The organism is Spiroplasma endosymbiont of Cantharis nigra (genome assembly GCF_964019925.1).
In the GTDB taxonomy this organism is placed as follows: Bacteria; Bacillota_I; Bacilli_A; order Mycoplasmatales; family Mycoplasmataceae; genus Spiroplasma_A.
Map to the genome: position 1 here is coordinate 393,470 of NZ_OZ026470.1, position 13,531 is coordinate 407,000.

At 25.8% G+C, this 13,531-nt stretch carries 12 protein-coding genes; 11 read left to right on the forward strand and 1 reads right to left on the reverse strand.

Annotated elements, in window-relative coordinates; genetic code table 4:
• The first annotated feature begins 34 nt into the window (after positions 1–34).
• The 5 genes from AACL04_RS01695 to AACL04_RS01715 all read left to right on the forward strand — a co-directional run bounded on the left by AACL04_RS01695 (position 35) and on the right by AACL04_RS01715 (position 4,772).
• On the forward strand, positions 35–1,933 hold the full coding sequence (locus AACL04_RS01695; protein ID WP_339030834.1) for a PTS transporter subunit EIIC: 1,899 nt from the start codon (positions 35–37) through the stop codon (positions 1,931–1,933).
• A 1-nt stretch (position 1,934) separates the two neighbouring features.
• Positions 1,935–2,609, forward strand: a complete 675-nt coding sequence (locus AACL04_RS01700; protein ID WP_339030836.1) for a ribulose-phosphate 3-epimerase — start codon at positions 1,935–1,937, stop codon at positions 2,607–2,609.
• Position 2,610: 1 nt separating this feature from the next.
• On the forward strand, positions 2,611–3,033 hold the full coding sequence (rpiB, locus tag AACL04_RS01705; RefSeq protein ID WP_339030838.1) for a ribose 5-phosphate isomerase B: 423 nt from the start codon (positions 2,611–2,613) through the stop codon (positions 3,031–3,033).
• 151 nt (positions 3,034–3,184) lie between these two features.
• Positions 3,185–3,886 (forward strand): ABC transporter ATP-binding protein, encoded by a 702-nt coding sequence (locus AACL04_RS01710; protein WP_339030840.1) that lies wholly within the window; start codon positions 3,185–3,187, stop codon positions 3,884–3,886.
• Position 3,887: 1 nt separating this feature from the next.
• Entirely contained in the window at positions 3,888–4,772 is an 885-nt protein-coding gene (locus tag AACL04_RS01715) for an ABC transporter permease (protein WP_339030841.1), read from the forward strand.
• Positions 4,773–4,848: 76 nt separating this feature from the next.
• Here the strand turns inward: AACL04_RS01715 and AACL04_RS01720 are convergent, their stop codons facing one another.
• On the reverse strand, positions 4,849–5,685 hold the full coding sequence (locus tag AACL04_RS01720; RefSeq protein WP_339030843.1) for an SDR family oxidoreductase: 837 nt from the start codon (positions 5,683–5,685) through the stop codon (positions 4,849–4,851).
• Between the two features lie 631 nt (positions 5,686–6,316).
• On the opposite strand from AACL04_RS01720, the gene AACL04_RS01725 reads away from it, so the two are divergent.
• The 6 genes from AACL04_RS01725 to AACL04_RS01750 are packed head-to-tail and all read left to right on the forward strand — an operon-like array spanning position 6,317 to position 13,521.
• The gene (locus AACL04_RS01725) at positions 6,317–7,999 is read left to right on the forward strand and encodes a PTS transporter subunit EIIC (RefSeq protein WP_339030846.1); all 1,683 of its coding nucleotides are present in this window, start codon (positions 6,317–6,319) and stop codon (positions 7,997–7,999) included.
• 29 nt (positions 8,000–8,028) lie between these two features.
• The gene (locus AACL04_RS01730) at positions 8,029–8,727 is read left to right on the forward strand and encodes a GntR family transcriptional regulator (RefSeq protein ID WP_339030848.1); all 699 of its coding nucleotides are present in this window, start codon (positions 8,029–8,031) and stop codon (positions 8,725–8,727) included.
• A gap of 35 nt (positions 8,728–8,762) precedes the next feature.
• Positions 8,763–10,619: a PTS transporter subunit EIIC gene (locus tag AACL04_RS01735; RefSeq protein WP_339030850.1), complete on the forward strand. Its 1,857-nt coding sequence runs from the start codon at positions 8,763–8,765 to the stop codon at positions 10,617–10,619.
• A 2-nt stretch (positions 10,620–10,621) separates the two neighbouring features.
• Complete coding sequence (locus AACL04_RS01740) at positions 10,622–12,073, forward strand: glycoside hydrolase family 32 protein (RefSeq protein ID WP_339030854.1); 1,452 nt, start codon at positions 10,622–10,624, stop codon at positions 12,071–12,073.
• 2 nt (positions 12,074–12,075) lie between these two features.
• Positions 12,076–12,993, forward strand: coding sequence for a carbohydrate kinase (locus tag AACL04_RS01745; protein WP_339030856.1), 918 nt, complete (start codon positions 12,076–12,078; stop codon positions 12,991–12,993).
• A 42-nt stretch (positions 12,994–13,035) separates the two neighbouring features.
• Positions 13,036–13,521, forward strand: coding sequence for a GNAT family N-acetyltransferase (locus AACL04_RS01750; protein ID WP_339030859.1), 486 nt, complete (start codon positions 13,036–13,038; stop codon positions 13,519–13,521).
• Positions 13,522–13,531 lie beyond the last annotated feature (10 nt).

Below are 13,531 nucleotides of genomic sequence, written 5' to 3' on the forward strand. Positions count from 1 at the left end.
AGGATAGGAGTATCCTCAATAGAAAGGTATTTATATGAAATTTTTTAAAAAAGAGTCTTGAAAAGTTTTTGGAACAAAAACGACAAACAAAATTTCTAAATTATCACAAGCAATAGTTTTTCCTATTGCAATATTACCAATAGCAGGTATATTACTTGGAATTGGTGGTGGATTTTTAGCAGCTGCTCAAACTCATAATTGGGGAATTGGCTGAGAGAATTTTTTTCAGGTTATAAAAACTATAGGAAATATTGTTTTTTCCTGTTTAGGAATATTATTTGCATCATCGATTGCTTTTGGTTTTTCAAAAAACTCAAAAGGGGTTGCTGCTGTATCAGCAATGATTGCATTTATGACAATGACAGTTACAGTTTCCGCTCTATTTCTACCTCATTTAAATCAGAATAAAGAGTTAATTGTTGGTTTTGATCCTTGAAAAATAACAGGAGATTCAAAATTGGTTGAGGTTGGTAAAAATAAAGGTATGTTATCAAATGTTATGGGTATAAATCCAACAATGGATCTTTCTGTTCTAGGAGGAATAATTGTAGGGTCCTTAACAGCTATCATACATAATAGAACTTATAATATAAAGGTTCCTAGAATGTTATCTTTTTTTGGAGGAGAAAAGTTTGTACCAATTGCAACTTTTTTTATGGGAATAGGATTAGGTATTATTATTTTCTTTGTTTGACCAATTATAATGTTAGGTTTATTTCAAGTTGGTTCAGGTTTAGGGAATTGAATGAATGTTGGAAGTAAAGAGGAATATGCAAGAACATCAGGTTCGATTGCAGCATACTTTTTTGGAGTTTTTGAACAATTATTAATACCGACAGGATTACATCATGTTTTTTATACTCCATTTTGATTTACATCAGTTGGTGGCACATGATATGCTCCAGAAATATCTGATGGAGTTATAACAGGGTGGAATTTATCTCAAGGAGCTTATACAATATTCTTTGAACAAATGAACTGAGTTGGAAGAAGCTTTGAACTATCTGAAAGTGCTTATCAAAGTATTATAGATAATAATATGACAAGTTACTTAGATATTATTTATAAAAGTGATAATGCTTGATATATATCATTTAATCACTTTACTACAGAAGTAGGAACAGGATTTATGAGTGGAAGATTTGCTGTATATAACTATGGTCTTCCAGCTGCTGGTTTAGCTATGATTTTTCTAGCTAAACCAGAAAATAAAAAAGAAGTTACAGGAATTTTAGGTTCTGCAATAATCACGTCTATGGCAACTGGCATTATTGAACCTCTGATATTTTCATTTATATTAGTTGCTCCCATACTATTTGGAGTTCATGCATTAATTGGAGGTTTTAGTTATTTATTTGCATATCTCTTAAACGTTCAAGCAGGTAATGGTTTTACAGCAGGAATGATTGATTATGTATTCTTTGGTTTAATTCCTGGTTATTCAAGTGGAGTAAACATTATTGGTGAAAGTGAGGGAAGTATTTTTGGGATGTTTGCAGGAAGAAACGGTGCCTTATGAATAATAATTTATGGTGTATTAATAATTGGTCCAGCATATTTTATTTCATTTTGAGCACTAATTAAATTTAAAAATCTTAAAACACCAGGAAGAAATTTTGAAGAAGAAGATGTGGCTCTAGAAAAAACTAAAGAGTCCTTAAATAAAAATAAAACAAATAAGGAAAAATTAAATGGTAAAGAACAAGTTAAAAAAATAATTGAAGGATTGGGAGGAAAAGAAAATATAATAGAAATTAATAATTGTGCTTCAAGATTAAGAATTAATGTTAAAGATCCAAAATTAATAAATGATAATTTATTAAAGGAAACCAAAAATATGGGAGTCATAAAAAAAGGTCAAAGTATTCAAATAATTTACGGACCTCACGTTTCAAATATTTCAATAAATGTAAAGGAAGAATTAGGTAAATAATATGAAAAGAAAAGTTGCAGTCTCAATATATGTATTTAATTTTTTAGAAATAGGTAAAAAAATTGATGAGTTAGTTATTGCCGGTGTTGATTGAATTCATGTTGATATAATGGATGGTAATTTTGTAAATAACTATGCTTTATGTCAAAAAATTTGTAGAGATATTAAGGATAAGTATAAAAACTTAATTATTGATGCTCATTTAATGTGTTTAGAACCACAAAGATATATTAAATCCTTTGCAGAAAATGGAGTAGATCATTTTAATTTTCATTTTGAATCAATTACAGATAAAAGTGAGAAAAATATTATTCATATTATTAATGAGATAAAAAAAAGTGGTATGAAAGTAGTTTTGGCAATAAATCCCGAAACTAATCCAATAATTTTGAAACCTTACCTTGATTTACTTGATGGTGTAATGTGTATGTCTATTAAACCAGGTTTTAATGGTCAAAAGCTTAATGAAATAGTTTATGAAAATTTAAGGTATCTTTCAGATTATAAATTAAAAAATGAATTAAATTATTTTATACAAGTTGATGGAGGAGTAAGGGAAAATACATACCAAAAATTGAAGTTAAAAGGTGCAGAAATTTTAGTTGTTGGAGCATTTATAAATAATAAGGAAATTAATTTAAAAGATCAATTAGAAAAAATTGAAAGGGAAGGATAAAATGAAAATTGCAGTTGGTAGTGATCATGTAGGTTTAATTTTGAAAGAACCAATTAGAGAATGATTCTATGAACTTGGTTATGAATTAATAGATGTTGGAACCAATGAATTTGAAAGAACTGACTATCCTATATATGGTAGGAAAGTTGCTCAACTAGTTGCTGATAAAAAAGTGGATTTTGGAATTATTTTTTGTGGAACAGGAGTTGGAATTTCATTAGCAGCAAATAAAATAAAAGGCGTAAGAGCAGTTGTTTGCAGTGAGCCATATAGTGCAAAACTTTCAAAGGAACATAATAATACAAATATTTTATCACTAGGTTCAAGAGTTGTAGGTTTAGAACTTGCTAAAATGATAATTAGTGAATGGATTAATGCTACTTTTGAAGGTGGCAGACATCAAAAAAGAATAGATATGTATTAATAAAACTTAAATAATTAAAAATTTTAATAAAAAAAGTACTTTTTTAAGTACTTTTTTTATTAATAAGCCTTGAAATCTAAGTTTTTAAGCTTTACTTTATTTTTTTTAATATAAAAGTGTGTTATAGTAAGTATTTATAAGGAGAATTTAAATGAAAACATTAATAGAGATAAATAATATTTCAAAAGCCTTTGGTAAAAAAGTAATTTTTAAAGATTTTAATTTAGAAATAAAGGAAGGTCAAAAAGTTGCTTTAATGGGTGCCAATGGATGTGGGAAGACAACTTTAGTTGAAATGATTGCTCAATTCTCAAAACCAGATTCGGGAGAAATTAAAATTCACTTAGAAGATAATATTAAACAAGAAATTGGGATTCAATTACAAGAAGGTAATTGACCTACAGGAATTACAGCACATAATATGTTAGATTTTTATAAAGCAGTATATCCAAAATTAACAAAAGAGTGAGAAGAAAAAATAAAAAATGTCTTTGAAATTGATGAGTTTATTGACAGACCTCTTAAAAAATTAAGTGGAGGGCAAAGACAAAGATTTAATGCAATGATTTCAATTATGAATAATCCAAAAATTATAATATTAGATGAATTAACAACTGGATTGGATATGGAATTACAATTTAAAATAATTGATTTTTTTTCAAAAAACACGAAAGAATTTAATCAAACTTTATTATTAGTTTCACATCACCCTGAAGAAGTTGAAGAAATGTGTGATCGTTTAATTATTATAAAAGATAGTAAAGTTTTTTATGATGACTCAATAGTTGATACAATTAAAAAGCACAAATCAGTTAGAGCATTAATGGATAAGTTCTTTAAAGGAGAAATTTAAAATGAATAAATTAAAAAAACAAAAGGATTTAAATATTAAAAGACAAATTAGTATTTTTAATAATCTGTCTCTTTTACTTTCTAAATCTTTTATTAAAGAACCAAAGTCAATAATTTTTATGATTGTTGTTCCAATCTTCTTCAATATTATGTTCTTCTTTATAATGGGAGAAAAGTCTGGCCAAGGTCACTCAATTCTATTTGCCTATACATTACTACCATGTCTTACAATTTTAACTCTACTAGCACCAGCTGTAGTAGAATGGAAAAACTCTGTTTTCTTAAAAAGAATTGATATAACTGGAATAAGAAAAGGGATGTTCATAGGAGCACTTTGATTTGTATATTTAATAGCTGGCATAATAGCATTTATATTAATGATGATCTTTAATTTAATATTTTCTGAAATTTATAGTTTAGCTTTAAATGACAACCAACCAACTTTTGCAAAACTATTAGGAGATGTTCATTGAGGTTATTTAATATTGTCTATGATTTTAATTACTCTAACTTCAATTGCTTTAGCTACATTATTTGGTGGATTATTTAGTTCTGTGGGTTCAATGCAAGGAATGATTATGATGATTTACTTTTTTAGTATATTTTTGTCAGGAATAATGTTACCACCAGAAACATTTGAATCTAGTAAAGGAATGATTATATTTACATATTTTATTCCTCATAAATATGCAGTCTTTATATTCTTATATGCCACAAGAGGATGAAGTGGGGATGGATGAGATAGTGAATTTAATTGACATGAAAAACTTGGAGATGGTTCAAGAGACTTCACTGCAACTTGACAGCCAGTGCTTGGAGCAATATTAATACTGATAACAATTTTTGTAATCACTACTTTAACTTTTAAATGAACAGCAAAAAAATAAAAATGAACATATTAAATAATTTTTGATAACTAATTTTAGTTATCTTTTTTTATTTATATGTTCATTTTAAAAAGCCTTATTTTACATGTAAATTTGTAGCTTCTTTTTTTAATTTTTTCATATCTTTTTTTAAATTTGAAATTTTATCTTCTGCTTTTTTATAAGCATCTCGACCTGTAAAAATATGAAGAGGTGGTTTTGAATCTTTATTAGTTAAATTAATAATAAATTCACAATATTTTTCTGGATCACCATCTTGTTGTTTATTAAATTTGGCAATTCCATCAAAATAAGCATCTCTTGCTATTTTATAGTCTTCAATTTTACTTTCTCCAGTTACCATTGAAGTTGCTTCTAAAAAGTTTGTTCTAAAACCTCCAGGTTTTATACAACTTACACTGATATTTAAATTTTCAAGTTCATGACTTAAAGCTTCTGTTCAACCATCAGTTGCAAATTTAACAGCTGCATATGTAGAAATATATGGATCTCCTACATAACCTCAAACTGAAGATGTTGTAAAGATATGCCCAGATTTTTGTTTTCTCATATATGGTAATGCTGCTCTAGTTGCATTCAAAGTTCCAAAAAAATTAATTTCAAAACACTTTCTAATTTCTTCATCAGTTGTTTCTTCAAAAGTCCATAGTTGACCATATCCCGCGTTATTTAGTAAAATATCAATTGAACCAAACTTATCAAAACATTGTTTCATTGCTTTATCTAGTTCCTTTTGTTTTGATAAATCAACTTTTACAGCTAATAAATTATCATTTTTACCAATTTCTTTAACTATTTTTTCTGGACTTCTACTTGTTGCTAAAACACAATGTCCTTTTTCTAACAATTTCTTAACAAATATTAGGCCAAATCCTTGACTTGCACCTGTTATAAATCACACTTTGTTTTTCATAAATTAATTTCTCCCTTAATTATTTTATTATTATACAACTTAAATAGGGATAATTAACTTAAAACTAAATATATACTTTTATTAATGTGTGTTAATTATAATAGGAAATAATTAACACCCTCTAATAATAAAAAAAAAAAAAAAAGCAAAGCAAAATATTAATTTTAAAAACATTTTACTAATTGTAAAACTTTTCCTAAAACATTTTTAAGTGGAGTATTTATTTTTAACTTATAAAAGTGTATAGATTTTTTCTTCTTTTTTTGAAACAATCTTATTGAAGGAGATTTAATCTTCTTCACAAATGTTTTTCTCATATTACTAATACTCTTAAATAAATAAACAACAAATAGGAAATTTCTTTGTTCTTAATTCCTGTTTTATAATTATTTATAAATTTACTATTTACTTATATAACTACTCATAGTTTTCCAAATAAATTTTTAAAAGTATTAGTCTTAAAAAATATTTCCAATAACCAATGTTATGTCCTTAATATTGGTTATTTTTTTTGTTTTTTTACATTTTATATAATAATTCTTTTAAATAATAAAAACTTATGATTATAGGTATATAACTTTTTAGCAAAAAACTAAATAATGAAAGTGTAAAGGATTTGAAGGTGTTAAATATGTCTAAAAATATATTTTATGACAATGCAGTTTTAATGGTGGATTTACTTGGTGGTAAAGAAAATATTAAAGAAATCCAGCATTGCGCAACAAGATTAAGATTTGTATTAAAAAATGATGATAAATTTGACTTAGAAAAAGTTAAAAAACATCCTTTATTTAAAGGTTATAAAAAACAAGAAAATCAACATCAAATTATTATTGGTACAGGGGTTGTTGATAAACTTTATAAACAAATAGAAATTGTAATTGACACTAAAAATACTGATGGAGATTTAAAAATTGAAAATAAACAGCCATTATGAAGAAAAGATGTTTCTGTAAAATCTAACTTGTTTATGATTTCAAAAAATGGAATGAATTCATTTGCATCAATTTTTGTACCATTAGTTCCTGTTTTTATTGCTGGGGGAATGTCTTTAGCACTTAAATCCTTAATTGGTTCATTTGCTCCATCTTCAGGTTTTACAAAATTACTTGATGTAATTGGAGGAGCAATTTTAGGATCAATTCCCGCATTTGTTGGTTATACTGCTGCAAAAAAATGAGGAGGTAATCCTTATTTAGGAATGGCTATGGGGCTTGTATTGATATCTCCAGGTTTATTAAATAGTTATTCAACAAGTACTCCAGTTTTATTAGGATTTGATTTAAACACTTCTGCAAGTGCAATTGAAAATGCTAGACAGCTTGCTTTTAGTGAATATTTATTGAATAATAATTTACCTATTATTGGTCCAGAAGATCAGGGTTATTTAGAAGCACTAAATAAAACAGTAGGTGTTTATTACTATATTTTTGGTGGTGGTGCAGGTGGATTTTTCAAAATTAAATTAATAGGTTATCAAGCTCAAATAGTGCCTGTTTTATTAGTTTTAGCTCTTTCTGTAAATTTAGAACGACTTTTAAAAAAAATTACTCCTAATGTAATTGCTATATTAATAATTCCATTAGGAACAGTATTAATTTCATCATGATTAGCTTTTTGAGTAATCGGACCATTAGGACAAATTATTGGAAAAGGGATATCAATTGGTTTAGCAGGAATTTTTAAATATACAAATTGAAGTTTTATTGGATTTGGGGGAATGATATTTGCTTTCTTTTATCCTTTCCTTGTTATCACAGGTTTACATCAAGGTTTTTTACCAATTGAAACTCAACTATTAGTTGATAGTCAATTAAAGTATGGTCACTCATTTTCATTTATAACTCCAGTTGCTTGTGTATCAAATATTGCACAAGGAACTGCAGCATTAATGTTAATTTTCTTTGTAAAAAAAGATAAGGAACAGATTACAAAAGCAAGTTCAAGTGCAATTGGTGGTTATACAGGTATAACTGAACCAGCTATGTTTGGAATTAATTTACAAATAAAACCTTTATTTATTGCAGCTGCAATTGGAAGTGGTATTGCTGGTTGATGATTAGGAATGACACATACAGTTGCAAATTCCTTGGGAAGTGCAAGTTGAATTGGTCTTGTTCAATTTGATTGAACAACAAGTCATACAATTAATTACTTTAATCAGGAAGGAATTAATTCGGTATTACAATCAGTTCCTATGGGTGCACATATTTCTATTGCTATGTTAATTTCGGGTTTATCAACGGCTGGAATTAGTACTGGTCTATTGAAAACCAAATGGGGGAAAAAGTCTCTTGAAAACTACTTAAAGTAGTATAATAAGTGTAATAAAGGGACACTATTATGGATAAAAAATGAGAAGTTATCTTTGACTACTTAATGTATTTAATTAGAGAAAATAAGGTTGTTAGAGGTGAAGTTTTACCTAGTCAAAATATGTTGAAAACCAAATTTGGCTATTCAGAACAACCAATAAGAATAGCTTTTAATAAATTAATAGAATTAAAAATTGTTAAATCAATTAATGGAAAAGGTTTTGTTGTTCAAGATAAAATTTCTAATAATTTATTATTTAGTTTTAGGGAATTATTTCCGGGTTCAAACAACAAATATTATGATTTAGTTGAAATTGTTTGTAGTAAAGAATTAGCCAAAGTTAGTGGATTTCAAGAAAATAGAAAATTATGACACTTTAAATGCTTAAGAAAAACAAATACAAATGAAGTAATTTTGTACCAAGAAAGTTATATTTTAAAAGATAAATTTAGAAATGTAACAATTGAAAAATTAAATGAAAGTGGATTAATGTTTTTAATTGAAAAACACTCAAATTCAATTATAAGTCATTCTTCAAAGTCAATTTCCTTTGTTAAAGAAAGTGAAAATGAAGAATTATTAAAAAATTTTAAAGATAGAGACTCATTTAACTTTATTCTTGATTTAGGTAAAGTTTATGATATTTTTGGTGAGATATTGGAATTTAGAAAAAGCTGATATGATCCAAAACATTTTAAATGAAACTTTATTGAGTGAAGAAAATAAATTAATAATAAAATAAGTGGAAGGAATATATATCAATGAAAAAAGTTAATTATTCACTAGAAGCACAAAATTTTATAAATGCTGTAGGTGGTAAAACAAATATTGAATCTTATTTACATTGTGTAACAAGATTACGTTTTAATGTAATTGATAAAGAAAAGGTGGATGTTGAACAAATTAAATCATCACCAATTGCAAAAGGAATAAATTGAACACAAAATCAATTACAAATTATTTTAGGAACAGGAGTTGTGGAAGCAACTTATAGTGAAGTTCAAAAAATATTGGAAACTAATATTTCTCAAGCAGGTGATGAAGGTTCTTCATCAGATATTTCATATGAAGAATTTAAAATTAAAGTAAAAGCAAATAAGGAAGCATTAAGAAATAGTGGGGGAAAATTTGCATGATTGCAAATGAGCATGAAAACATTGGGAGATATATTCTTGCCAATTATTCCAGCTATTGTAGCTGCTGGTTTAGCAATGGGTTTTGCTGCTTTAATAAAAAATTTAATTCCATATAATTCATCATCAGATTCATTGCTTTGAATAATTGTTGATATTGTAACTAAAACTGCTTTTAGTTCATTAGCAGTATTAGTTTGTTGATCAACTGTTAAAAGATTTGGTGGAAATCCTGTATTAGGTATTATTATTGGCTTAATGTTAATTAGTCCATTATTACCTGATAAGGGATTAATTGCAGCTTATAATGCTCAAAGTAATTTCTTAGATGGTGGAGGAACAGAACAAGAATGAATTAATGCAGGTTTAAAATGATTAGATGAACCAGTTCTTCCAATAATGGTTTGAATAATTCCAATTACAGGATATCAAGGATCAGTTTTACCTGCTTTAGTAGTAGGTATTGGTGTTGCTTATCTAGAAAAGTTTATTAAAACTTGAATGCCTAAGTCTGTCAATATTATTTTTACACCATTCTTAACAATTTTAATTGCATTATTAGCAGCATTATTTATATTAGGACCAATTTTATTATTAGTAGAAAATGGGGTATTAATTGGAACAAAAGCAATTTTGGGAGTACCATTTGGTTTTGGTACAGCAATAGTTGCAGGGTTATTACAAGTAATTGTTATAACAGGATGTCATCAAGTTTTACAAGGATTAGAAATGCAATTAGTAATTGATGGAAGTATTCCACAGGGGGCTAATGCTGAAATAATGGGTTCAATCTTCAACGCTATTTGAACTGCTTCAATTATTTCACAAGGTGGAGCTGCAATGGCAGTTGCTCTTAAAACTAAATCTAAACAAGAAAAAAACTTAGGAATGTCTTCAGCAGTTTCAACAATGTTTGGAATAACAGAACCTGCTATATTTGGAGTTAATTTACCGAAAATAAAACCATTTATTTATGCATCAATAGGTGGTTTTGTTGGAGGATTCTTTGCAGGGTTATTAAATGTAACGTGTCCTGGAATGGGTGTTACTGTAATTCCAGGTCTATTATTATACTCAGGAGATTGAGTAAAATTAATTTTAATAATTTTAGTAAATATTATTTCATTTGGTTCTGCATTTCTTCTAACAATATTCTTTTATTGAGAATCAGGAAGAAAAATTTCTGAAAAACAAATTAGTAAGCAAGCTGAAAAAATAGTAAGTGCACAAATAGATATTAAAAATATTCAAAAAAATAAAGAAGTAGAAAACTATAATAATTTATTTACTAATGCAGAAAAAAAATTAATTAAATTACAAAATAAAGAAAAAAAATTAATAGAAGATAAATTAAAATATGAAAAATATGTTGAGGAAGTAAAAGTAATAAAAGAAAAAGAAAAAGAAGAAAATGAAAAAAATAAAAGTGATAAAATTAAACTTAAAGAAGAAAAAAAGAAATTAAAAAATAAAAATGGGGATTAAAAATGAAATGAGAAAAATATAGTTTAATTAATGAAAGTCATTTAAATTTATTTAAAAAATATCATAATAAAAAACAAAAAAATTGATACAACAATCAATTTCATTTAGCAGGTTATTGTGGATCAACAAATGATCCAAATGGATTAGTATATTATAAGGGACAATATTTTATTTTTATGCAAAATTGTCCTTTTAGTATTCAACATTATAATAAGTCATGAGCATTATATACAACAAAAGATTTTATTAATTATGTTTATGAGGGTTTAACTTTAATTCCTTCAACTGATTATGATAAAAATGGAGTTTTTTCAGGTAGTGCAAGAGTCAATAAAAATGGAGAAATAGAAATCTATTACACAGGTAATGTTAAGTTTAATGATTTAGAAAGAACAAGTTATACTTTAAAAGCTTTAATTGATTTAAAAGAAAAAATTATAACTAAGGAATTACTATTTGAATGTGACTTAAAAAAATACACTGGTCATTTTAGAGACCCAGTTGTTTTTGAAAACAATAACAAATTATTTATGTTGAATGGTGCTCAAACTTTAGATAAAAAGGGAGTACTAAATGTATATGAATTTATTAATGAATCTTGACAATGAACTAAGGACATAATAGTTGATGAAAAGGATGAACAAAATTCTTATATGGTTGAATGTCCAAATTTTTTTAAAATAGAAAATAAAGAGTATATTATGGCTTGTTTAGAGCAAGATGCCTCTTTAAAAGATGGAAGTCACTTTGTTAAATATAGAGAAGTTAAATTTGATAGCAAAGCAAATTTTAAATTTAAATCAAGTTTTAATAAAATAGATTTAGGTTTTGATTTTTATGCTCCTCAAATATTTTCAAATACTGATGATAGAATTATTATGTTGGGTTGACTAGGAAATTCAAAATCTAATCCATTTCCAAAAGAACTAAAAACTTGAAGTAATCATTTAACTATACCAAGACAGTTAACTTTAAAAAATAATATAATTACTCAATTACCAATTAAAGAATTAGAAAAATTAAGATTAAATAAAATTTCTTTAAAAAATAATAGTTTTTATTATGAAAATGGTTTAGTAGAACTTAAGGCCAATAAAATTTTAAATAATGATTTTGAAATTTTAATTAAAAATAAAAATAAAAATGTAGTTCTTAAAAATAAAAATAATATTTTTTCAATAGATAGAAGTCTAATGGATTATAATGATGAATTAAATTTACCTTCAAAATTAAATTTTGATAACTTAAAAATTAATACTCTGAGAATTTTAATTGATAGAAGCTGTTTAGAAATATTTATTAATGAAGGGGAACAAGTTATCTCTTTAAGATTTTTTATTAAAAACCATAATCAAATAGTAACAAACTTAAAAGAAGTAGATGTAATACAACTTGATTCAAATAAATATATTTGAAATAATATAATTTTTAAAAATGAATTAAAGGAAAAATAAATATGAAAAAAATAATTTCAATAGGTGAAGTTTTAATGGATGTCTATTCTCATGGCAAAAATATTCAAAGTGAAGTAGGTGGAGCAAGTTTTAATGTTGCATGTTCAATTGCAGCTTTAAAAAATAACGAAAGTTACTTTATGGGAAGCTTAGGAAATGATGAGTATAAACAAGAAATAGAGCTGTTAATAAAAAAATTTGATATTAAAAGAGATTTTATTCAAAATTCAAAGCTGCCAACAACAATTGCAAAAGTTACACTAGATGAAAATAGAGAAAGGTTTTTTGAATTTATTAGAAATAGCGATGCTGATTTCTCACTATCTAAATTTGATGAAAAGAAATTAATGGAAATTGATTTTATTCATTTCGGTAGTGCTACTGCCTTTTTATCAGGAAATTTAAATAAATCTTATTGAGATTTATTTAAATTTGCCAATGAAAATAAAATCAGTTTTTGTTTTGATCCAAATTTTAGAGATAAACTTTGAACTACTAAAAAAGAAATTGCTACATTTAAAAGTTTGTGTAGTAAATTTTTGGAGAAAGCAAATTTAATTAAATTAAGTGATGAGGAATTATTTTTATTAACTCAAATTAATAATGAAACTGAAGCATTAAAAAATTTAATGAATAATAATCCCAAAAGTTTAATTTGTATAACAAGAGGTAGCAAAGATACAATGTGTGGTTGAAAAAATGAAATTATTTTTGTAAGTACTATAAAATCTGATATTGTAGAAGATACAACAGGAGCGGGTGATGCTTTTATATCTTTTTTAATAAATGATTACGTTACAGAAAAAATATGTAGTGATTCATCAAAAGAAAAAATTATTGAGATAGTTTCTAAAGCTAATGGTTTTGCAAATAAGGCAGTTAGATACATTGGAGCACTAGCATTTCTAGAAAAGCTATAAGAATAATTTTTACTAAAGATAGTATTAAAAGGAAAATTTAAAATGATAAATATAATTTTTAGTTCAAGATTAATTTTAAGAAAAGTTAATTTAGAAGATGCTTCTGATATGTTTGAATATGCTTCAAATTCAGAAAATATAAAATATGTAGAGTTTGAAAAACATAAGTCAGTTGAAGATACAAAGCTGAATATAAAAAATTATTTTCTAAGAAACTCTGAAAATAAATTTGCAATAGTTTTGAAAGAAAATAATAAAATGATTGGCACAATAGAGTTCAGAATTAATGGTAATGAAGCAAATTTTGGATGAATTATTAATAAAGATTATTGATCAAATGGTTTTTGTACTGAAGCTGCTAAAGAGTTAATAAAAATTTATAATGAAAAATATAACATTAGTTTATTTTCAACTTTAGTTATGCCAGAGAATTTAGCTTCAAAAAGGGTTCTTGACAAACTTGGATTTAAATACGAAAAAAATCTAATTAAAAAATTTACTTATGAAAAGTATATTTTAAAGTTCTAAAAAAATTATA